Annotated in this window: 20 protein-coding genes; 8 read left to right on the forward strand and 12 right to left on the reverse strand. The window is 69.6% G+C overall.

The genetic code is table 11. The features are described 5' to 3' along the window. Nucleotides 1–130: 130 nt before the first annotated feature. Genes MRBLWO14_RS05590 through MRBLWO14_RS05610 form a run of 5 tightly spaced genes read right to left on the reverse strand, consistent with a single transcriptional unit; the run spans nt 131 to nt 4,848 of the window. Nucleotides 131–877, reverse strand: coding sequence for an ABC transporter ATP-binding protein (locus MRBLWO14_RS05590; protein ID WP_341935467.1), 747 nt, complete (start codon nt 875–877; stop codon nt 131–133). After that, nucleotides 867–1,619, reverse strand: coding sequence for an ABC transporter ATP-binding protein (locus MRBLWO14_RS05595; protein ID WP_341935468.1), 753 nt, complete (start codon nt 1,617–1,619; stop codon nt 867–869). Before MRBLWO14_RS05595 ends, MRBLWO14_RS05590 begins: the two co-directional genes overlap by 11 nt. Beyond that, nucleotides 1,616–2,734, reverse strand: a complete 1,119-nt coding sequence (locus MRBLWO14_RS05600) for a branched-chain amino acid ABC transporter permease (protein WP_341935469.1) — start codon at nt 2,732–2,734, stop codon at nt 1,616–1,618. Before MRBLWO14_RS05600 ends, MRBLWO14_RS05595 begins: the two co-directional genes overlap by 4 nt. Then, a complete protein-coding gene (locus tag MRBLWO14_RS05605; protein WP_341935470.1) occupies nt 2,718–3,602 on the reverse strand; it encodes a branched-chain amino acid ABC transporter permease in 885 nt (294 codons plus the stop codon). The genes MRBLWO14_RS05600 and MRBLWO14_RS05605 overlap by 17 nt, the downstream gene beginning before the upstream one ends. Nucleotides 3,603–3,612: 10 nt before the next feature. After that, nucleotides 3,613–4,848 (reverse strand): amino acid ABC transporter substrate-binding protein, encoded by a 1,236-nt coding sequence (locus MRBLWO14_RS05610; RefSeq protein ID WP_341935471.1) that lies wholly within the window; start codon nt 4,846–4,848, stop codon nt 3,613–3,615. 130 nt (nt 4,849–4,978) lie between these two features. On the opposite strand from MRBLWO14_RS05610, the gene MRBLWO14_RS05615 reads away from it, so the two are divergent. Both MRBLWO14_RS05615 and MRBLWO14_RS05620 read left to right on the forward strand, forming a co-directional pair. After that, a complete protein-coding gene (locus MRBLWO14_RS05615; protein ID WP_341935472.1) occupies nt 4,979–5,995 on the forward strand; it encodes a LacI family DNA-binding transcriptional regulator in 1,017 nt (338 codons plus the stop codon). Between the two features lie 35 nt (nt 5,996–6,030). Further along, the gene (locus MRBLWO14_RS05620; protein WP_341935473.1) at nt 6,031–7,005 is read left to right on the forward strand and encodes an acetylxylan esterase; all 975 of its coding nucleotides are present in this window, start codon (nt 6,031–6,033) and stop codon (nt 7,003–7,005) included. A 55-nt stretch (nt 7,006–7,060) separates the two neighbouring features. Here the strand turns inward: MRBLWO14_RS05620 and MRBLWO14_RS05625 are convergent, their stop codons facing one another. The 3 genes from MRBLWO14_RS05625 to MRBLWO14_RS05635 are packed head-to-tail and all read right to left on the reverse strand — an operon-like array spanning nt 7,061 to nt 10,134. Then, nucleotides 7,061–7,879, reverse strand: coding sequence for a carbohydrate ABC transporter permease (locus MRBLWO14_RS05625; protein ID WP_341935474.1), 819 nt, complete (start codon nt 7,877–7,879; stop codon nt 7,061–7,063). Further along, nucleotides 7,872–8,801 (reverse strand): sugar ABC transporter permease, encoded by a 930-nt coding sequence (locus tag MRBLWO14_RS05630; protein WP_341935475.1) that lies wholly within the window; start codon nt 8,799–8,801, stop codon nt 7,872–7,874. Before MRBLWO14_RS05630 ends, MRBLWO14_RS05625 begins: the two co-directional genes overlap by 8 nt. Then, nucleotides 8,794–10,134: a sugar ABC transporter substrate-binding protein gene (locus tag MRBLWO14_RS05635; protein ID WP_341935477.1), complete on the reverse strand. Its 1,341-nt coding sequence runs from the start codon at nt 10,132–10,134 to the stop codon at nt 8,794–8,796. Before MRBLWO14_RS05635 ends, MRBLWO14_RS05630 begins: the two co-directional genes overlap by 8 nt. Nucleotides 10,135–10,313: 179 nt before the next feature. Between MRBLWO14_RS05635 and MRBLWO14_RS05640 the strand changes: the two genes are divergently transcribed. The 4 genes from MRBLWO14_RS05640 to MRBLWO14_RS05655 all read left to right on the forward strand — a co-directional run bounded on the left by MRBLWO14_RS05640 (nt 10,314) and on the right by MRBLWO14_RS05655 (nt 14,877). Continuing rightward, nucleotides 10,314–11,792: an LLM class flavin-dependent oxidoreductase gene (locus tag MRBLWO14_RS05640; RefSeq protein WP_341935478.1), complete on the forward strand. Its 1,479-nt coding sequence runs from the start codon at nt 10,314–10,316 to the stop codon at nt 11,790–11,792. Then, the gene (locus MRBLWO14_RS05645; RefSeq protein WP_341935479.1) at nt 11,789–13,015 is read left to right on the forward strand and encodes an acyl-CoA dehydrogenase family protein; all 1,227 of its coding nucleotides are present in this window, start codon (nt 11,789–11,791) and stop codon (nt 13,013–13,015) included. The genes MRBLWO14_RS05640 and MRBLWO14_RS05645 overlap by 4 nt, the downstream gene beginning before the upstream one ends. After that, nucleotides 13,015–14,235, forward strand: a complete 1,221-nt coding sequence (locus MRBLWO14_RS05650; protein ID WP_341935480.1) for an acyl-CoA dehydrogenase family protein — start codon at nt 13,015–13,017, stop codon at nt 14,233–14,235. Before MRBLWO14_RS05645 ends, MRBLWO14_RS05650 begins: the two co-directional genes overlap by 1 nt. A gap of 63 nt (nt 14,236–14,298) precedes the next feature. Continuing rightward, on the forward strand, nt 14,299–14,877 hold the full coding sequence (locus MRBLWO14_RS05655) for a hypothetical protein (protein WP_341935481.1): 579 nt from the start codon (nt 14,299–14,301) through the stop codon (nt 14,875–14,877). 15 nt (nt 14,878–14,892) lie between these two features. Here MRBLWO14_RS05655 and MRBLWO14_RS05660 read toward each other — a convergent pair whose 3' ends face one another. From MRBLWO14_RS05660 to MRBLWO14_RS05675, 4 genes are all read right to left on the reverse strand, one after another. Next, nucleotides 14,893–15,579, reverse strand: a complete 687-nt coding sequence (locus MRBLWO14_RS05660) for a hypothetical protein (RefSeq protein WP_341935482.1) — start codon at nt 15,577–15,579, stop codon at nt 14,893–14,895. 39 nt (nt 15,580–15,618) lie between these two features. Beyond that, on the reverse strand, nt 15,619–16,287 hold the full coding sequence (locus MRBLWO14_RS05665) for a class I SAM-dependent methyltransferase (protein ID WP_341935483.1): 669 nt from the start codon (nt 16,285–16,287) through the stop codon (nt 15,619–15,621). Between the two features lie 154 nt (nt 16,288–16,441). Beyond that, nucleotides 16,442–17,107, reverse strand: a complete 666-nt coding sequence (locus MRBLWO14_RS05670; protein WP_341935484.1) for a hypothetical protein — start codon at nt 17,105–17,107, stop codon at nt 16,442–16,444. A gap of 210 nt (nt 17,108–17,317) precedes the next feature. Further along, entirely contained in the window at nt 17,318–17,596 is a 279-nt protein-coding gene (locus MRBLWO14_RS05675) for a hypothetical protein (protein WP_341935485.1), read from the reverse strand. Nucleotides 17,597–18,011: 415 nt separating this feature from the next. On the opposite strand from MRBLWO14_RS05675, the gene MRBLWO14_RS05680 reads away from it, so the two are divergent. Both MRBLWO14_RS05680 and MRBLWO14_RS05685 read left to right on the forward strand, forming a co-directional pair. Then, nucleotides 18,012–18,440 (forward strand): MarR family transcriptional regulator, encoded by a 429-nt coding sequence (locus tag MRBLWO14_RS05680; protein WP_341935486.1) that lies wholly within the window; start codon nt 18,012–18,014, stop codon nt 18,438–18,440. A 270-nt stretch (nt 18,441–18,710) separates the two neighbouring features. Continuing rightward, complete coding sequence (locus MRBLWO14_RS05685; protein WP_341935487.1) at nt 18,711–20,309, forward strand: SPFH domain-containing protein; 1,599 nt, start codon at nt 18,711–18,713, stop codon at nt 20,307–20,309. Nucleotides 20,310–20,439 lie beyond the last annotated feature (130 nt).

Here is a 20,439-nt window from a genome sequence, read left to right on the forward strand (position 1 = left end):
CGTGCGGTGTCGTGCCGGGGTGACTGATGCCTCGCTCCGGGGCGGCACTGCAGCGGAGCGGGCGATCGGGGCAGGTGGACGGACGGACCGCCCGACGGGCCTCGTGGGTGACGGACCTGCGGATGACGGACTAGTGGTTGGCGGCGGGCTTCCCTCCGAGGTAGAGCGCGGCCAGCGTGGGGTCGGCCAGCAGCTCGGATGCCGGACCCGAGATGTGCACGCGCCCGAGGTCGAGCACGCAGCCGATGTCGGCGGTCTCGAGTGCGCGCCGGGCGTTCTGCTCGACGAGCAGCACGGCGGTGCCGGCATCCCGCATCCTGACCACCTGCTCGAACACCTTCTCGGTGGTCTTCGGGTCGAGGCCCATCGACGGCTCGTCGAGCAGCACCACCTTCGGGCTGACCATGAGCGACCGTGCGAACTCGACCTGCTTCTGCTGTCCGCCCGAGAGGAGGCCCGCGAGCTGCTTCCACCGCTCCCCCACGATCGGGAAGAGGTTCTGCACGAAGTCGACGCGCTCCTGGATGACCTTCTGGTCCTTGAGGGTGAACGCGCCGAGCATGACGTTCTCGCCGACCGTCATCTCGCGGAACACGCTGTGCCCCTGCAGCACGTGCGCGAGGCCGTTGCGCAGCATCGACTGCGGACCGTCGCCGGTGATGTCGCGCCCGTCGACCGAGATGCGCCCCGATCGCGGTTTCAGCATCCCGCTCGCGACCTTCAGCACGGTCGACTTGCCCGCGCCGTTGGGACCGACGAGGCAGACGACCGAACCGGGCGGCACCTCGACCGTGAGCCCTCGGAGCACGAGCGCGGCGCGGCCGTAGCCCGCCTCGATGTCGCGCAGCTCGAGCAGGTTCTTCGCTTCAGACTCCAAGGTAGGCCTCCAGGACGCGCGGATCTTGCTGGATGATCTCGGGGGTGCCCTCGGCGATCGGTCGGCCGCGGTCGAACACCACGACGTGATCGCACAGGCTCATGACCATCTCCATGTTGTGCTCGACGATGATGAAGGTCTTGCCCTCCTCGTTGAGCTCGCGGACGAGCGTGGCGATGCGACCGATGAGCGCCGGGTTCACGCCGCCGGCCGGCTCGTCGAGCATGATCGTGTCCGGCTCGCCCATGAGCACGCCCGCGAGCTCGAGGAGCTTCTGCTGGCCGTAGCTGAGGTTGCGCGCCTCGGCGTGCTCGAGGTGGTCGATGCCGACGCGACGCAGCCATCCGCGTGCTCGTTCCAGCTCGTCGGGATCGTGCGCCGAGCGCAGCTGCTGACGGATGCTCGTGCTCCGCACCGCGACGAGCAGGTTCTCCATCACGGTCATCCGCGGGAAGACACGGCACAGCTGGAAGCTGCGTCCGATTCCCGCCCGCGCGATGCGGTCGGGCGACTTCCTGGCGATCGACTGGCCCCGGTAGCGCACCTCGCCCGAGTCCGGCTTGATCATGCCTGTGACGCAGTTGAAGAACGTCGTCTTGCCCGACCCGTTCGGTCCGATCAGGCCGTTGACCTTGCCCTCCTGGAAGCGGACGGACGCCGCGTCGACGGCGGTGACGCCGCCGAACCGCTTGGTCATCTCGACGGTGCTGAGGCTCTCGAGCGTGGTGGTGGCGGCGTTCATGCTGACGTCTCCTTGTTCGCGGCATCCGCCGTGCGCTTCTCGTTCTGCTCCAGCAGCTCCGCCGCGGTGACCTCGCGGATCGACGCCTGGTCGGACCTGCGCCGGAAGAGCGATCCGACGGCAGGGATCACGCCGTCGGGCATGAAGAGCACGACGACGCCGAGCAGGATGCCGGTGGCGATGAGGTGGAACTGCGTGTCGCCGAACTCGAGCTTGAAGTACTCGAGCGCGATGCCGACGACCACAGCGCCCAGCAGCGGGCCGAACAGGTTGCGCACCCCGCCGAGCAGCGCCATGAGCACCATGTACGACCCGATCAGGATCGAGAACTGGAAGATCGGGTCGAGGTCGCCGAACCACAGTGCGTACAGGCCGCCGCCCAGTGCCACGAAGAACGCGGACAGGATGTAGGCGATGAGCTTGTAGCGGGTTGTCGGGACGCCGAGCGACTGCGCCTTGTCCTCGTCCTCGCGGATCGACTTCAACGCCGTGCCGAACTTCGACCGGTCGATGATCCACCAGGTGAGCAGGGCGAAGGCGAGCACGGCGACGAAGAGGTAGAAGAACACGCGGTGGTGCTCCGGGCGCAGCATGCCGGGGAACGGCCGGGGGACGTTGAGTCCCTCGGAGCCGCCCGTGACGTCGCGCCAGCTCTGGAACACCAGCAGCATGATGAGCACGAAGGCGATGGAGACGATCACGAACGACGCCCCTCGCACGCGCAGGGCGGCGATGCCGATCGGGATGGCGACGACCGCGACGAGCACCGTGGCGAGGATCCAGGCCACGAAGCCAGGCAGGGCGACGTACTTGATGAGGAGCCCGGTCCCGTAGGCGCCGAGGCCGAAGTAGGCCGCGTGCCCGAGCGAGATGTACCCGGTGAAGCCGCCCATGAAGTTCCACCCGGTCGACAGCACGGCGTAGTTCAGGATCACCACGCCGGCCGACAGGATGTACGGGTTGGGAGCGATCGTCGGGAACGACAGCACGAGGGCTGCGCCGACGACGAGGAGCACGAGGCGCACCCACTTGGCCGCCGGGCGGCGGACGGGCGCGGGCGGAGCGATGACGACCGTCTCGGTCGCGATCGGTTCGCGGCTAGAAACGCTGGGCAAGACGACCTCCGAAGAATCCCTGCGGGCGGAACATGAGCGTGGCGAACAGGGCGACGTAGAACACCGTCTGCGCCCAGGTCGGCCCGAGAGGCAGCTGCAGCAGACTCTGCGCGACGCCGAGCACCAGCGCGGCGATGGCCGCACCGGGGATGCTGCCGAGACCGCCGACCACGATGATGGCCATGAGCGGGCCGATCCAGTGCCAGTGCAGCGACGGGTAGATCGTCGCGTCGAGCGAGAGCGCCGTGCCGCCGATCGCGGCGGTCGCGAGCCCGAGCCCGAACCCGTACCCCGCCACCCGGTCGGTGTTGATGCCGACCAGACGCGCGGCCTCCGGATGCTGGATCGTGGCGCGCAGCGCCTGTCCGAACTTCGTGTACTTCAGCAGCACGAACAGACCGGCGAGCGCGACCGCCGCGAGGCCGAAGGCGATCAGCTTCACCACCGGGACCTGCGCGCCGAACACCTCGAGGCTCGCACTCGCGTACGGCAGCGGGATGCGCCGCTGCGTGCCGGTGAAGAAGAAGCCGAGGGCGCCCTCGATGATGAGCGCGACCGCGAAGGTGAGCAGCACGGACATCATCGTGAGGGTCAGCGGCTTGAGCCTCGACACGAGCAGCCGCTGCATCACGACGCCGGTGAGGAAGAACAGCGGCACGGTGACCACGAGCGACACGAGGGGGTCGATGCCGGTCTCCCGGTTGAACCACCACGCGAGGTAGGCGGCGAGGATGAGGAACGCGGAGTGCGCGATCATCACCACTCGCATGATGCCGAAGTAGAGGGTGAGCCCGGCGGCCAGGAGGGCGTAGAGCCCGCCCAGCAGCACACCGAGGATGAGGCTTTGGAGGAGGAGGGATCCGCTCACGATCTGCGGATCACCACGTCGGCTTCGGGAAGAGGAACTCGGTCTCCTTGACGTCCTCGGGGAGAACGATGAGGATCTCGCCGCCGACCCACTGCTGGATCAGGTGCGCACCGGTGGGCTTGCCCGTCTCGTCCCAGCTGAGCGGGCCGACCACGGTCTCGACCTCGTTGTCGCGGAGCCAGTCGATGAGCTCCTGCTGGCACTCTCCCTGCTCGGCGCAGCCGACGGCTTCGACGGCTGCCGCGACGACCTGACCGGTCGTGTAGGCGTTCGCCTCGTCCTCCGACGGCGGGTTGCCGTGCATCTCGGTGTACTTCTCGACGAACTCGACGTTGCTGGGGAACTGCGACTTGGGCGAGTAGCCGGTCGGCGCGAGGATGCCCTCGGTCGCCCCGCCGATCGCGGCGGCGAACTCCGGGTTGGTGGGGGCGGTGGAGAACGCCGCGAGCTCCGGCTGGTAGTTCAGCTGCTGCAGCGCGATGATCAGGTTGACCGCATCCTGGTACTGCGTGCCGCCGATGACGATGTCGGCGTCGGACTGGGCGATCTTGGCGGCGATGGTCGAGAAGTCCGTCGTGTTCGGCGGGTAGACCTCGTCGACGAGGATCTCGACGCCGGCCTCTTCGAGCTTGTCGCGGAGGCCGTAGGCCGTGCCCTGAGCGAAGGGGTCGTCCATCGCGGCGACCGCGGCGGTCTCGGGTCGCTGGTCCTCGGGAAGGGCGAGGAGATACTCGGCGAGGTTGTTGTAGTGGTCGTTCGCGATCGCGGGTGCGGCGTAGAAGAGGTTGTCGAAGCCCTGCTCGAACACCTCCTCCGCCGCGCCGGCCGGTTCGACGAAGAGCATGCCGTATTCCTGCGCGACGCGCGCGGAGGGGACGACGAGGCGGGTGGAGAACGGGCCGAACACGAGGTCGACGCCGTCCTGCGCGATGAGCGATTCGTAATCGGACACGACCCGGTCGGCGTTGGACTGGTCGTCGAGGATCTTCAGCTCGACCGGGCGTCCGAGGAGCCCGCCGTTCTCGTTGACGATGTCGCGCCAGGCCTCGTAGCCGCGCTCCACCCCCTTGCCCGGCTCCGAGAAGTCGCCGGTGAGGGGCAGCGAGATGCCGATGACGATGGGGTCCTCTCCGCCCTCACCGCCCGACTGGTCCCCGGTTCCGGAACAGGCCGAAACAAGCAGTGCGGCGATCGTGGCCGTACCGATCGCGCCGGCGATCCGTCGACTCTGGCGGCGTGCAGTCATGCGCGTGTCTCCTACGTCATCGTAAGCGAAAGCGCTTTCGTAAGCGCTTCCGTCAATATACTGTGAGAGAAACGTCGAGAGCAACCCTCAACGCGAGCCGCGTCGGATGAGCTCCCTGGGGGAGGTATTCATGAAGCGCAGCACCGGCACACCGCGCCTGATCGACGTCGCCCAGGCCGCAGGGGTGTCGCTCGCCAGCGCCTCACGGGCGATGACCGGCGGATCGGGCATCTCCCAGTCCGTCGCCGAGCACGTGCGCCGCATCGCGAAAGAGCTCGGCTACGAACCCGATCTGCACGCCCGCGGCCTCGCCGGCGGACTCGTGCCGACCATCGGCCTGCTCGTCCACGAGATCGGCGACCCCTACTTCTCCGAGATCGCGAGCGGCGTCATCCGCAGCGCGACGCTCGAGAACCGCTCGGTGCAGATCGCCCAGGCCGACCGCACGCCCGAGAGCGAGCTCGCGCAGGTGCAGTCCCTCCGGCGGCAACGCGTCGGCTCGATCATCATCGCGGGGTCCGGATACTCCGACCCCGCGCACGAGGAGCGGATGACGACGGCCCTGGCCGACTTCGCGCAGGCCGGTGGCCGGGCGGCGGCGATCGGCAGGCACCACCTCGCCATCGACTCCGTCCTGCCCGACAACCACGGTGCAGGGGTCTCGATCGGGCGCCATCTCGCCGACCTCGGCCACCGCCGCATCGGCGTGGTCGCCGGGCCCCTCGAGCTCAACACCGTGACCGACCGCATCGCCGGTCTGCGCGAGGGCCTGACCGACGCGGATGCCGAACTCGCCGTCGTCTCGCACGCCTTCACCCGCGAGGGCGGCATGGTCGGCGCCCGCGACCTCCTCGATCGGGGGCTCACGGCGATCGTCGGCCTGAACGACGCCATGGCCATCGGCATCCTCAGCGAACTCCGACAGCACGGCATCCGCGTGCCAGACGACCTCTCGGTCGTCGGCTTCGACGACATCGCCGTCGCCGCCGACGTGGCCCCCGCTCTCACCACCGCGCGCATCCCGATGTTCGAGATGGGACAGCACGCGGTGTCGCTCATCCTCCGGCCGGAGAGCGACGAGCCGCGCACCGTGACGACCACGCACGAGCTGATCGTGCGCGACTCCTCCGGCCCGCCCCGCTCCTGACCGATCGGGGTCGGCGACTCTGCCAGGATGCTGTCATGCCCCGTTTCGATCTCGACCGTGAACAGCTGCGCGCGTATCGCCCCGACGTCGCGGAGCCCGCGGACTTCGACGAGTTCTGGACCACCACGCTCGCGTCCTCCCGCGCCAAGGCCGAACCCGCACGCCTGACCCGCGTCGACTCGCCACTGCGCACCGTGGAGGTCTTCGACGTGACGTTCTCGGGATACGAAGGGGATCCGATCTCCGCCTGGCTGACCCGCCCCGCGGGGGCCGAGGAGCCACTGCCGGTCGTCGTCGAGTACAACGGCTACAACGGCGGACGCGGCCTCCCCCACGAGCACATCGCGTGGGCCGCCTCCGGCTACGCGCACCTCTTCATGGACACCCGGGGTCAGGGGTCCGGCTGGGGAACCGGCGGCAGCACCCCCGACCCGCACGGCACCGGCCCGTCCGTCGCGGGCTACATGACCAGGGGCATCCTCGACCCCGCCGACTACTACTACCGGCGCGTGTTCACCGACGGCGTGCTCGCGGTCGACGCCGCGCGCGGCATCGACGGACTCGATCCCGACCGCGTCGCGGTCACCGGCACGAGCCAGGGCGGCGGCATCGCCATCGCCGTCGCGGGACTCGCCGACGGTCTCGTCGCGGTGATGCCCGACGTGCCGTTCCTGTGCCACTTCGAGCGTGCCGTCGGGATGACGGGGCGCGATCCCTACCAGGAGATCGTGCGGTACCTCTCGGTGCACCGCGACCAGGTCGACCAGGTCTTCACGACGCTCTCGTACTTCGACGGCGTCACCTTCGCGAAGCGCGCGACCGCTCCCGCGCTCTTCTCGGTGGCGCTGCTCGACCAGACCTGCCCGCCCTCGACCGTGTACGCCGCCCGGAACAGCTGGGCCGGCGCCGCGGACATCGTCGACTACCCCTTCAACGAGCACGAAGGCGGCCTGGGCGAGCAGTGGCTGCGCCAGGCACGATTCCTCGCCGAGGCGGACGGGACGCCCTGACCGCGTCGCCCGTCCGCGGCTGACGGCATCCCCCGTCCGCGGCTGACGTCGTCGCTCAGCGCACCGCGCCCGCGGTGAGCCCTCCGACGAGCCAGCGCTGGAAGAACACCGCCGCCGCGAACACCGGGATCACCCCGATGAACGACGCTGCGGCGATCTTGCCGAAGTGCGGCGTGCGGTCGCCGTAGAACAGCGAGAGCGCGACGGGGAACGTCTGCGCGTCGACGCTCTGCGTGAGGAACGTCGCCAGCAGGAACTCGTTGTAGTTGAGGATCGCGACGATGATGCCGATCGCGACGAGGCTCGGCAGCAGCAGCGGCACGACGACCGACCACAGCAGGCGTGCGGATCCCGCGCCGTCGATGCGGGCCGCCTCCTCGATCTCGACGGGCAGTCGGCGGACGAAGCCCTCCAGCAGCCACACCGCGACCGGCACGTTCACGAGCGCGTACACGAGGGTCAGACCGACCAGGGTGTTGTTCAGGCCGATCACGCGCAGCAGCGTGAGCAGCGGCACCACCGCGACGATCGGCGGGAGCAGCCACGGGCTCATGAGGGTCGCGCCGAGCGTGCGACCGCCGGCGTTGTGCCGCACGATCGCCCAGGCGCCAGGCACCGCGAAGGCCAGCGAGATAAGAGCGCCGCCGAGGGCCGCGAGCACCGAGTTGAGGATCGACCGGGGGATGTCGGTCGCGAGCACGTCGCCCCAGTTCGACCAGTGCGGGTCGGCACTCCACAGCACCCCGGCGACGGTCTCGTCCCGCCCCATGAGCGACACCGAGAAGAGATACAGCAGCGGCACGAGCGTCACGGCGAGCGCGACGAACAGCACGGTGCTCGCGACAGGACGGGGGCGCACGCGACGCTCACTCATGACGGGCCTTCCGAGCGAAGCCGGCGACGACGAGCGTGACGGCCGTGACGATGACCGCGAAGACGATCGTGATGGCCGACGCCCGGCCGATGTCGAACTCCTTCAGCGCGACCTGCTGGATGAGATAGGTCGTCGTGGTCGACGCCTGGCCCGGCCCGCCCGAGGTCATCACGAACACGAGGTCGAACACCTTGAGCGCGATGACGAGGCGGATGAAGAAGGCCGCCACGACCGTTCCCGCGATCGCGGGCCACGTGATGTGCTGGAAGAGGCGGATGCCGTGGGCTCCGTCGAGCGAGGCCGCTTCGCGGACGGCGGGGTCCTGCGTCAGCAGTGCGGCGTAGACGAGGATGACGATGAGCGGCGTCCACTGCCACACATCGGCGAGGCCGATCGCGGGCAGCGCCCAGGCCGTCGTCGAGAGCGGAGCGAGCGAGACGTCGGGGAGCACGGTCGCGAGCAGACCGCCGCCCGGGTTGAACACGAGCTTCCACAGAGTGCCGACGACCACCGGCGGAGTGATGAGCGGCAGCAGGAGCAGGGTGCGCACGACCGCTCCCGACCGCGTCGCCCGCTCCAGCGCGACGGCGATGGCCACCCCGAACACGGCGCTCGCGACCGCGACGACGAGGGCGTAGCCGACCGTCCGCGCGAAGGAGGCGACGACGTCGGCGTCCGTCAGGATGCTCTCCAGGTTCGCCGTGCCCACCCACTCCTGGAAGGGCCGGCCCAGGGTCGAGTCGCTGAAGGCCGCGGCGAGGATGAAGAGCAGCGGGTACGCCCCCAGCACGATGATCGACAGGATCGTCGGCGCGGTGAACAGGGCGACGGATGCCGACGCGCGCCGACCCGCCCGTCGCGGCGCGAGGCCGGACGGGCGGGCGGAACGCGTGAGCGCAGGCGCGGCGAGAGTGTCAGCCAAGGATGTCTTCCCACTCGGCCTGCACGCGGTCGAGCGTCTCCTGCGCCGAGCCGCCGTCGCCCGCGATGAGCTTCGCGAGTTCGTTGGTGAGGATCTGCGCGGCCTGGGAGGCGTTCTCCCCCGTCGGCCAGGCGAGCGATCCGCTGAGCGTCGTGCGGTTGACGCGCTGCAGGTCGGGGTAGGTCTCGCCGTAGGCGGCGCTCTCCAGCGACGACTCGCGGTTCGGGTCGATGCCGGTCTGCGGGTCGGCGACGATGAGTTCGGAGTTCACGTCGCTCGACGCGGCGTACTCGATGAACGCCTTCGCGAGGTCGGTCTTCTGCGTGTTCGCGGCGATCACCCACGTGAAGCCGGCGACGAGCGACGCCTTCGGCTCGGTGTTGTCGCCGCCCACCGGCAGGGTCGTGACGCCCCACTTGCCCGCGACCTTCGAGTCGGGGTTCGTCTCGGAGCCCACACCCAGGTCCGTCCAGTTCTCGATGAAGCCGACCTTGCCGTCGTACCAGGCGCCGTTCCCGACGCCGAAGTCGGTCTCGGCGGGAGTCGGGAATGCGTAGGGCACGGCATCCACCAGGGCCTGCGCGGCCGCGACGGCCTCCGGCGAGTTGATGGTGGGCTTCCCGTCCTCGTCGACGAACTCGCCGCCGAAGCCGGCGAGGCGGTTGGCGAAGGCCGCGCCGAGGATCAGCGGCGACTTCTGTCCGAAGATCGCCGACCCGTAGACGCCGTCCGCGCCCTCGTTCTCGGTGATGGTCTTCACGTCGGCGAGGTACTCGTCCCACGTCGCCGGCGGCTCAGTGATCCCGTTCCGCTCGAGGATCTCGGTGTTGTAGAACAGCACGTGCGTGTCGCCGTCGAACGGCAGGCCGTAGCGGCGGTCGCCGACGAGCGTGTACGTGTCGTTGATCGATGGGATGAAGTCGTCGGTCTCGAGCGACGGCGTCTCGTCGATCCAGTCCGTGAGGTCCTGGATCGAGCCGCCCTCGGCGAGATCGCCGATCGACACGTACCAGGGCGCGGCGACGTCGAAGGTGTTCGCGCCGGACTGCTGGTCGAGGGCGAGGGTCGAGCCGATCTCGTCGTAGGGCACGATGGTGAGGTTCACCTCGGCGCCCGTCTCCTCCTCGAAGTGCTCCTTGAGCCAGTTGCCCGCTCCCTCGTGCGAGGTGATCAGCAGGGCGTTGAGCGACTGTCCGGAGAAGTCGCCGTCCGCACCGGAGCCGCCCGCGTCCGGCGACTGCGACGCGCAGCCGGCGATGGCGATGGTCGCTGCCGTGACGCCGGCGACGCCGAGAAGCAGACGGCGAGCGCGACGGCTCGGAAGAAGGGACATGGGGGCTCCTCAGGCATCGGGTCGGGAAGCGGATCGGCGCTCACGCTAGAGAGGGATCGGCGGCGCGCGCATCGCCGCCGTAACAGTTCGTCGCGGAGCGACCAGGAACGTCATCGTGCGCGCGGGCGACCGCACGGAATGGCTAGTGTCGCGGCATCCCTACCCTCCCGAGGAGCACCGTGCCCGGCCGCATCATCCTGAACGCCTTCGACATGACCTGCGTGACCCACCAGGCGCCGGGACTGTGGCGGCACCCCGACAATCAGGCCGACCGGTACCACGACCTCGACTACTGGGTGGACCTCGCCCAGACACTGGAGCGCGGGACCTTCGACGCGCTCTTCATCGCCGACGTGCTCGGTACGTACGACGTCTATCGCGATTCCGCGGCCGCGGCGCTCGGGGATGCCGCGCAGGTGCCGCTCGGCGACCCGGTGGTGCAGATCTCCGCGATGGCGCACGCGACCGAGCACCTGGGCTTCGGCGTCACGGTCGCCACCACCTACGAGCAGCCGTACGCCCTCGCGCGACGGTTCTCGACCCTCGACCACTTCACCCGCGGCCGCGTGGGGTGGAACGTCGTCACCAGCTACCTCGATTCGGCGGCGCGCAACCTCGGCCTCGACACGCAGATCGCCCACGACGACCGCTACGAGATCGCCGAGGAGTTCCTCGACGTCACCTACAAGCTGTGGGAGGGGTCGTGGGAGGACGACGCGGTGCAGCGCGACCGCGAATCCGGCGTCTTCACGGACGCGTCGCGGGTGCACCCGATCGGGCACGAGGGGCGCAACTACCGGGTTCCCGGCATCCACCTCGCCGAGCCGAGTCCGCAGCGCACCCCGGTGATCTTCCAGGCCGGAGCCTCGCCACGTGGCCGCGAGTTCGCGGCCAGGCACGGCGAGGCGATCTTCATCAACGGGCTGCGACCCGAGGTCACCCGCCCCGTCACCGACGACATCCGCGCCCGCGCCGAGGCACTCGGTCGTCCGCGCGACTCGGTGTCGATCCTCACGCTCGCGACGGTCATCGTCGCTGCGACCGACGAGGAGGCGCAGGCCAAGCTCGACGAGTACCGTCAGTACGTCTCGCTCGAGGGCGCACTGGCGCTCTACGGCGGCTGGTCGGGTCTGGACCTGTCGCAGTTCGATCCCGACGTGCCGCTCACCTACGTCGACACGGATGCCGCGCGCTCCGCACTCTCGATCTTCACCAAGGCCGACCCGGAGCGGCAGTGGACGCCTCGCGACATCGCCCACTACGTCGGCATCGGCGGGATCGGCCCCGTCATCGTCGGCAGCGCGCAGACCGTCGCCGACGAACTGGAGCGATGGGTCGAGGTCGGCGGCGTCGACGGCTTCAACCTCGCCTACGTCATCACCCCCGGCACGTTCGAGGACATCGTGGAGCACCTCGTCCCCGAACTGCGCCGTCGCGGTCGTGTCTGGGACGAATATCCCGACGGCACCCTGCGCGGACGCCTGCGCGGCGACGGTTCGCCCGTCGTACCGGACTGGCACCCGGCCCACGCCTACCGCGGCGCCTACGCCGGGGCGACGAGCGCCCTCGACGGCACGATCGGCGAGCCGCTCGACCCCACCGACCTGACCGACCTGACCGACCTGACCGACCTCACCGAGAAGGAGGACGCCCGATGAGCGTCATCGCAGAGACCTCGAACCGCAGCCTCTGGGCGGGCACGGCGGATGCCGCGGAGCGCGCGCACTGGAGCGCGGTCGCCGAGCGCGTCGCCGCAGAGCTCGCGACCGACGCCCTGCAGCGCGATAGGGCGAACCAGGACCCCACGGTCGAACTCGACCTGCTGCGCGACGCCGGCCTCGTGAACCTTCTGCAGCCGGCGGAGTTCGGCGGCGGCGGAGCGCACTGGGAGACGGCGTTCCTCGTGATCCGCATCCTGTCGCGGGCCGACGCGTCCGTCGCCCAGGTGCTCGCGTACCACTACATCAACTCGGGGAACATCGGCTTCGCCGCCGACCCGTCCGTGCAGGAGGAGTGGCACCGCAAGACGATCGCCGGCCGCTGGGTGTGGGGCGACTCGGTCAACCCGACCGACCCCGACCTCGAGCTCTCCGTCGACGGCGACGGCTACCGCCTCGACGGCGTGAAGCGCTTCTCGACGGGCGCCTCGGCCGGAGACGTCGTCCTGGCCGCGGCCGCCGTGCGGGGCGGCGACCTCGACGGCACGGTGCAGCTGGTGGTGCTCGACCACGATCGCGACGGCATCCGCTATCTCGGCGACTGGGATGCTCTCGGGCAGCGCCTCTCGGCGAGCGGCTCCGTCCGGTTCGAGAACGTGCGGGTCGAGCCGGTCGATGTGCTGGGCGAACTCGGCGACGAGCCGTTCTCGACGCTCATCACCCCCGGCATCCAGCTCGCCTTCGGCAACCTCTACCTCGGCATCGCCGAGGGGGCGCTCGCGCGAGGCCTCGACATCGTGCGAGCCCGCCCGCGTGCCTGGTTCCTGAGCCAGGCCGACACCTACCGGGACGACCCGTTCGTGCAGCGCGTGGTCGGCGAGTTCGCCTCGCGCATCGCCGCCGTCGAGGCCCTGGCCGACCGGGCTGGCCGTCTCTTCGACGAGGTCGTCGACGAGGGCTCCGGCGTCACGGCCGAGCGCCGCGGGGAACTCGCCATCGAGATCGCCAAGGTCAAGGTGGTGTCGACGGAGGTGGGCCTCGAGGTCGCCGACCGCATCTTCGAGATCACCGGGTCGAGCTCGGCCCGAGCGGACGTCGGGCTCGACCTGTTCTGGCGGAACATCCGCACGCACTCGCTGCACGACCCGGTCGACTACAAGAAGCTCGAGGTCGGCGCGTGGACGCTGAACGGCGAGCTGCAGCCGATCTCGCTCTACACCTGATGGGCGCGCAGAGGGCGCGACTGGATGCGGCGCGCGAACGCCTGCGTCCGCTGTTCGCGGAGATCGCCGAGGGCACCGTCGAGAGGGAGCAGGAGCACCGACTCCCCCGCTCCGAGGTCGAGGCGCTCCGCGCCGCGGGCTTCGGGCGTCTGCGCCTCCCGGTCGAGCTCGGCGGCGACGGGCTGGACTGGCCGTCGTTCGCGGAAATCCTGATCGAGCTCGCCGCGGCGGACTCCAACCTGCCGCAGATCTTCCGCGGTCACATCGCCTACGTCGAGCACGTGCTCGCTTCTCCCCCTGGTGCACGCCGCGACCTCTGGCTCGACCGCCTCGCGCGGGGAGAGCTGGTCGGCAACGCCTGGTCGGAGAACGGAGCCGCGACCGTGGGCACGAACGCGACCCGCGTCTCGCGCAGAGCCGACGGTACCTGGCGCGTCGACGGCCGCAAGTTCTACACCACGGGCAGCATCTTCGCGGAGTGGATCGACGCTACCGTCGACCTCGACGGCACCACGGTGACGGCGTTGATCCGGCGCGAGCAGGACGGCGTGGCCGTGTCCGACGACTGGGACGGCTTCGGCCAGCCGCTGACCGGTACCGGCACCGCGGTGTTCGACGACGCCTCGGTGGACGAGGACGATGTCGAACCGTTCACTGCACGGTTCCCGTTCCAGACGGCCGTGTACCAGCTCACCCTGCTCTCGGTGCTCGCGGGCATCGCGGCCGCCGTCGAGCGCGACACCGTGACGCAGCTGCGGGCGCGCACCCGGGTCTACAGCCACGGAACAGCCGACCGGGTGGCCGACGATCCGCAGGTGCTGCAGATCGTCGGCGAGCTCACCGCGACGACTGCGACGGCCAGGGCTCTGGTGCTAGACGTCGCCCGCGAGGTGCAGCACGCCGCCGACAGCCTCGGCACCCCGGAGGCGCAGGATGCCGTGGTCGCCGCCGAGCTGCGGTCGGCCCACGCGCAGATCGTGCTCACCGACCTGGTGCCGCGCGCCGCAACCCGCCTCTTCGACACTCTCGGGGCCTCGGCCGTGCGCTCGGGCACGGCGCTCGACCGACACTGGCGCAACGCCCGTACCGTGGCGTCGCACAACCCGTGGATCTTCAAGGCCCGGCAGCTCGGCGACCACGCGGTCAACGGCCGGGTGCCGGACTTCGTCTGGGCGGTCGGGGCCGCGAAGACGGACAGGGGAGCCTCGGCCCCGGCCTGATCACTCGACCACGCGCGTCCGCACTCTCGCGCCGTGCGCCCTGGCTCTGTCATGCTGTCGAGCATGAGGACCGGGACCACTGTGGCGTGGAGCGTCGGCGTCGTCGCCGTCATCGCGGCGATCGGCGTCGCAGCCGTGATGATTTCGTCTGTCGCGTGGGACGCGACAACGTCCGGGGCTGCGGAATCGACGCCGAGTCCTACGCCCAGTGCGAGCCCGCCCCTGGACGAGGAAGCCGCGATGATGGCGGAGCTCGGCGACGGTTACCAGTACCTTGGCCACGGCACGAGCATCCCGAAGAACGCTCTCCCGGGGTGTCCCGAATCCGGCTACATCTTCCTCGGCAGCGATGACGGTGCGCCTCCGCACGCCGAGCACCTCGGAGTCGACCTCGTCGACCTCGGACCTCGGGACTACGCGCTGGGTACCGTCGGGTTCGACGACCAGGGACGGATCGCCACCTACACGGTCGCGCCCGGTGACGTGGAAACCGTGATCGGAGAACGCTTCTGCATCTACAACGGCATGGCACTCGGGATGCTGAACGGCTACAAAGGCGGCGACGCGATCCAGCCCGGCGACGTCATCACGCTGAACGCAGACCTCGTCACGGACTGGGTCAGTCCCTACCCGGAGGGCTGAGCCGCAGATCGCTGACTACTCGGGGAACGTCGTCAGCGCAAGACGGAAGAAGGCCAGGTCGTCGCGCGCGACGACGGTCGTGCAGATGACATGCGGGTCGATGACGAAGCCGACCGCGTAGACGAACGGATCGGTGTCGATGTGCAGTGCTGACCGCTCTGTCCCGTCGACGATCACTCCGGCGGGGGCGACGGCGGTCACGGATGCCCGCCACTTCTCGTCGTCGCGCTCATAGGTGACCGGCGCGACCGGCAGGCCGAGCTCCTCGCGGAACCTGTTGCGCAGGATGTGGTTCGTGTGGTCGACGAGCTGATCGGGCAGCGAGACGCGAGAGGCGTCAGGATCGGCGTGCCAGCTCGTGCGCACGGCCTCCCACAGCATGGGGTACTTGAACATCTGCACTTGCTCGACGAGCCAGGGCGGCCTCCCCCAGGGAGGCTCCTCGTCGATGGAGCGGCGCGTGTCGTCGTCGAGCTCGATCTCGTTGCGCGGGTCGGAGTGATCGTCGGGGTAGCGCCACAGCGTGTAGGTGAACGACACCGCACGCGAGTCGCCGGAGTCGACGAACCCCGGCATCCGCAGTCGGGTCAGCGAGGGCTGCGGCTCGAGCTGCATCACCGGAAAGGCGAGTCCGCGTACCCTCGCCTCGGCCTCGATGCGGGGATCGGGCGCATCGGACGGGACCACTCCGCGGTACTCCATCGCCCCAGTGTGACGCTCAGGAGCCGACGAGGGAAGGCGTCAGTCCGAGATCCAGACGGCGGTGTACCGCCAGAACAGCCGCTTCCGCATCCGCACACCGGGAAGGATGCCGCGGGCGACCGCCGCGATCTCGTCGAAGGTCTCCCGCGACTCCGACGTCGGAGCGAGCATGCCTTCCGGCGGAGCGGACGCACGACGAGGATGCCGGATCAGGCCGATCACCGGTGTGAGCAACGCGGAAACGGCCGACCGGAGGACGTCGGAGCGTGTCTCCCGCGCGAGACCGACGACGACCAGCCGCCCGCCAGGACGCAGCAGGGGTCGCACCGCTTCGAGAGTCCCCGCGAGCGGCAGGTGGTGGAGCACGGCGACGAGCGTGACGAGATCGAAGGTCTCGTCGCCGAACTCGGCAGGACGGAACGCACTCTCGATCACCGTCGCGCGGGGCTGGTCAGCGACGGCTCTCCGTGCACGCGCGGCTGTCGCGGGGTCGGGCTCGACGCCCACAACCTCGTCGAGGATCCCGGCGAGCCTGCGAAGGAGGGCGCCCGTACCGCATCCGATGTCGAGAGCGCGCGTGCCGCCACCGCGCCGCACCGCCCGAGCGTGCCGGAGGACGAACGGCGTGAACGCCGCGTTGTGAGACCACGGGTGAGCGGCGTTCACGCGGTCCAGGAGCCGGATCGTCGCCGCCATCCGCTCGTTCATCCGTCCGACGATACCCGGGCGTCGATTCTCGCCGCGGGGAGGCGGTTCACACGTCGCGGACCATGCAGATCAGTTGTGCGCGGTCGTCCCACGAGGGCGTCTCGGCGAACCCGGCCTTCTCAGCTTCCGTCTGCAGGTGGGTGGACCTGGCCGGTCATCGGTCCGATGATTCCAGGCCGCCGAGCGTCTGTTCGACTGCTGGGCTCTCAGACGCGGCAGGCGACGCACGAAGACCGAGCACGATGCTCAGGATGCCGAGGAATGCCGTGCCGGCAGCAGGGCCGTAAGACGCCAGATAGGCCCCGAGGCTCGCTTCCGGGGACTGGGACGAGAACACGAACAGACCAGCGAGGTAAGCGACCGGAGTCCATACCACGACCCACGCCGGGGCCCAGTGCCACGGTGACGGGATGACCGCGGCCAGGCCGATGCAGAAGACCGAGATGAGGGCGAGGACGGTGACGACGGCGAGGTACGCCATCAACACCAGTGTCCTCAGATCCTCTTCGGCGTGCGGATCGAGTGTGTCGGGCACCAGACCGAACCAGAAGGCCTGCGTCAACGGGGCGATGACGCACAGGATCGTCGAGGCGGTGCCGATGATCCCGCGCCCGGTCACGCTGCCGGCGCGTCCCAGCCCGACGGCGAAGATCACCCCCGCCGCCGCGAACAGCCAGTCCTTCGCCGGAGCGATGGCAGCCAGAGGGCCTCGCGCGACGACGAGGACGAGGACGGACAGCAGGAGCAGGATGCCGCCGATGACCCAGGTGCGGCGGCGTGCGGACGCCGCCTCGGCCTCGGCATCCGCGTCGTCGCTCATCTGATCACGATAGCGAGGCGACCGGACGACCGTCGCTAGGGTGAGCGGGGAGGACGGATGAGGGTATACGACGCATTTTGGGGCTCGGCGCTCGGCGTCTTCCTCCTGTCTGCGGTCGTCTCCGCCGCCATGATGGGTCCGGCGACCGCGGTGGCGTTGCTGGTCGGGGTACTCGTGGTCGTCCTGCCTCTCCCGCCGCGCGGCTCGCTCTCAGGTGGTGCTCTCCGCCTCCGCCTCGGCCGGGAGGTGATCGGGGAAGTCGGTCTCGCCGATGCCGCCCGGTCCGTAGAATGCGTCGACGAACTGCCGCGCCTGCATCACGAGTGCCGTCGCCGTCATCTGACCGGAGGACGGCGCCACCGTGAATCCGTAGGTCCCGCCTGCCGGGCCGTTGAGCCACGAGAAGTCGTAGCTCCCGGCGCCGTCGGGTTGACGTCTCTCGCTCACTCGGAACAGCTCGCCCCTGACGACGACCTCGAACGGCACCATCCCGCGATCTTAGATCTCCGCGTTCCTCCTCGGGGTGGGAGGTCTCGTCCTGTCGTATTTCGTGGGGGGCGCGGGTCCGCTCCATCTCCCGGCCGACGATCTGTTCCCGGAGGCGAACGGGTATCAGCCGGAGGGCGGTGTCTTCATCCCGTCCCTCGGCATCCTGGCCTTCGCCGCGATGCATCTGCTCCCTCCTCGACGCCGGCGCGCCGAAACCGCATGACGTCAAGGACTCGCTTCAGATTTCCGTGACCAAACCGTTGCATTCGTTATCTCGCCGTTATAGAGTGATCGCACGGTGAATGTTTGCTGTGGCATCCACCTCATGTGATTGCAGGACACTCTTGGTGCAAGGGACAAGGGCCGGTCGGGAGCCTCTCCGACCGGCCCTTTACTGTTGCCGTACTCTTTTCCCATGACCGATCGCAAGCTCGCCCTCGAGGCCTGGGAGAGCCTGTTCCGCGCACAGCACGAGCTGTTCACCGAGATGAACGCCGACTTCGACCACTCCGACCTCGGACAGGCCGAGTACGACGTGCTCCTCACGGTCACCCGCTCCCCCGACATGTCAGCGCGTCTTCGCGACGTCACCGCCAACATGCTCATCAGCCAGCCGAGCGTCTCGCGCCTCGTCGACCGCATGGTCACGCGGGGACTCGTCGAGAAGTGCCCCGACCCCGATGACGGTCGCGGCGCGCTGATCAGAGCGACGGATGCCGGGGCGAGGGCGTTCCGCAGCGTCGCCACCGTGCATGGCCGATCGATCGCGGCCCGCATGTCGGTGCTCGAGGATGCCGAGCTGCGCACCCTGCGCGACCTGGCGCAGAAGCTCCGCGGGCGCTGACGCGCAGCATCCTGCGTCCGTCTCCGCCGTCCGCGACGCAGCATCCTCCTGCCCTCGTCGCCGCGCGCAACGAAGGAGATCTCGCGTAACGAAGGAGCATCCGCGGCTTGGGCTCCTTCGATACGTGCGATCTCCTTCGCAACCGTGATCGTCCCCAGGGGAATTCTCCCCGCGCGGGCACGAGCCGATCTCTGGCAGGGTGGAACCGAGTCCCGGCATCTCGCGCCGGGACCGCGGACCACCCCCTCGGGGGGACCAGGGAGGTCATCCATGGAGATCGCCGGAATCGTCGGCATCCTCGTCATCGTCGGGATCGCGGTCGTCGCCGCCGTCGTCATCCTGCTCATCCTGCTGCTGTTCGCACGCAGTTGGATCAAGGTCGCCCGAGCCGACGAGGCACTCGTCATCTCGGGTCGCAAGCAGAAGGTCGCCCGCGCCGTCATCGGCACCGACGGCACGACGCGCGACGAGATGTCGGAGTCGCCCGTCACGGTCATCGTGAACGGCAAGTCGCTCGTCAACCCCATCACCCAGCGCCACGAGATCATCTCGCTGCGCTCGCGGCAGGTGTCGCTGAACGCCGAGGCGCAGTCGCTCGACAGCGTCACCCTCAACGTCGACGGCGTCGCGATCGTGAAGATCGGCTCCGACCCGATCCTCGTGCGCCGCGCCGCCGAGCGATTCGCCTCGCAGGACAAGGCGATCGAGCAGTTCACCACCGAGCAGCTCGAAGGCGCCCTCCGCGGTATCGTCGCGACGCTCTCCGTGGTCGAGCTCATGCGCGAGCGCAAGAAGTTCTCCGACCAGATCGCCGCCGACGTCTCGCAGGAGCTCGCCGAACAGGGCCTGATCCTCGACTCCTTCCAGATCAAGGGCATCACCGACAAGGTCGGCTACATCCAGTCGCTGGGTGCTCCCGAGATCCAGGCGAAGCGCCAGTCGGCCGAGATCTCGCAGACGAACGCCGACCGCGCGATCAATCAGAAGAACATCGCCAACCAGGAGGCGAACCTCGTCGAGCAGACCGCGCTCGACACCAACACGGCCAACGCCAACGCCGGCATCGGTCGTGCACGTGCCGAGGCGGAGCAGGCCGAGCAGCTCGCCCGCGCCCAGGCCGAGCAGGCCGTTCTGCAGCAGCAGGCCGAGAACCGGCAGGCTCAGCTCGACGCCGACGTCAAGCGCGTCGCCGACGCACAGCGGTACGAGGCCGAGACCCGCGCCCAGGCCGAGCTGTACACGCGTGAGCGCGCGGCAGAGGCGGCCGCGATCGAGCAGGTGAAGCAGGCCGAGGCCCGCACCCGCATCGCCGAGCAGCAGGCCCAGGCCGACAAGGCGAAGGCCGACGGTGAGGCTGCAGCCGCCATCGCCCGCGCGACCGGTGAGGCCGACGCGCTGCGCGCCCAGGCCGAGGCCGAGTCCGAGGCACGTCGTCTGCGCGCGAACGCGGAGGCCGACGCCATCCGCGCCGAGGGTGAGGCGCGGGCCGCCGCAGTCGAGGCCGAGGCGAAGGCCATCGCGTCGAACCAGGACGCCTTCCTCTCGCAGCGCGTGCTCGAGACCCTCCCGGCCATCATGGCCGAGTTCGCGAAGGGCTACTCGACGATCGGCAGCGTCTCGATCATCGGCGGCAACGGCGACGGCGCCTCCGACCTCGTGGGCGCCGACAGCGCCAAGGCACTCAAGTCGGTGTTCGACAGCGTCAGCTCCGCCACCGGACTCGACCTCGCCTCGATCATCCAGGGCCAGGCCGTCGGTCGCGGCATCGGCGAGGGGGTGGCCGCGGCATCCGCATCCGCTCCCGCGAAGCGCGCGCCGAAGCCCACCACGCCTCCGCCGCCGGCCCCGCCGGCTCCCGCCGCGGAGTAACAGCACGAGAACAGCGGATGCCGCGGCCGAGCCGGTCGCCGCATCCGCTGTTTCATGGGGTGCGTCACTCCGGCCCGTACCACCCGCACCTCCCGCACCTCCCGCCACCTGCATCACCGCAACGCGGCAG

It is taken from the genome of Microbacterium sp. LWO14-1.2 (assembly GCF_038397715.1).
GTDB lineage: Bacteria > Actinomycetota > Actinomycetes > Actinomycetales > Microbacteriaceae > Microbacterium.

Excerpts from the sequence above, each read along its gene's own strand:
- MRBLWO14_RS05595 (WP_341935468.1), bottom strand. The coding sequence starts at position 1,619 with ATGAACGCCGCCACCACCACGCTCGAGAGCCTCAGCACCGTCGAGATG.
- MRBLWO14_RS05610 (WP_341935471.1), bottom strand. The coding sequence starts at position 4,848 with ATGACTGCACGCCGCCAGAGTCGACGGATCGCCGGCGCGATCGGTACG.
- MRBLWO14_RS05615 (WP_341935472.1), top strand. The coding sequence starts at position 4,979 with ATGAAGCGCAGCACCGGCACACCGCGCCTGATCGACGTCGCCCAGGCC.
- MRBLWO14_RS05620 (WP_341935473.1), top strand. The coding sequence starts at position 6,031 with ATGCCCCGTTTCGATCTCGACCGTGAACAGCTGCGCGCGTATCGCCCC.
- MRBLWO14_RS05625 (WP_341935474.1), bottom strand. The coding sequence starts at position 7,879 with ATGAGTGAGCGTCGCGTGCGCCCCCGTCCTGTCGCGAGCACCGTGCTG.
- MRBLWO14_RS05635 (WP_341935477.1), bottom strand. The coding sequence starts at position 10,134 with ATGTCCCTTCTTCCGAGCCGTCGCGCTCGCCGTCTGCTTCTCGGCGTC.
- MRBLWO14_RS05645 (WP_341935479.1), top strand. The coding sequence starts at position 11,789 with ATGAGCGTCATCGCAGAGACCTCGAACCGCAGCCTCTGGGCGGGCACG.
- MRBLWO14_RS05650 (WP_341935480.1), top strand. The coding sequence starts at position 13,015 with ATGGGCGCGCAGAGGGCGCGACTGGATGCGGCGCGCGAACGCCTGCGT.
- MRBLWO14_RS05655 (WP_341935481.1), top strand. The coding sequence starts at position 14,299 with ATGAGGACCGGGACCACTGTGGCGTGGAGCGTCGGCGTCGTCGCCGTC.
- MRBLWO14_RS05660 (WP_341935482.1), bottom strand. The coding sequence starts at position 15,579 with ATGGAGTACCGCGGAGTGGTCCCGTCCGATGCGCCCGATCCCCGCATC.
- MRBLWO14_RS05665 (WP_341935483.1), bottom strand. The coding sequence starts at position 16,287 with ATGAACGAGCGGATGGCGGCGACGATCCGGCTCCTGGACCGCGTGAAC.
- MRBLWO14_RS05670 (WP_341935484.1), bottom strand. The coding sequence starts at position 17,107 with ATGAGCGACGACGCGGATGCCGAGGCCGAGGCGGCGTCCGCACGCCGC.
- MRBLWO14_RS05675 (WP_341935485.1), bottom strand. The coding sequence starts at position 17,596 with ATGGTGCCGTTCGAGGTCGTCGTCAGGGGCGAGCTGTTCCGAGTGAGC.
- MRBLWO14_RS05680 (WP_341935486.1), top strand. The coding sequence starts at position 18,012 with ATGACCGATCGCAAGCTCGCCCTCGAGGCCTGGGAGAGCCTGTTCCGC.
- MRBLWO14_RS05685 (WP_341935487.1), top strand. The coding sequence starts at position 18,711 with ATGGAGATCGCCGGAATCGTCGGCATCCTCGTCATCGTCGGGATCGCG.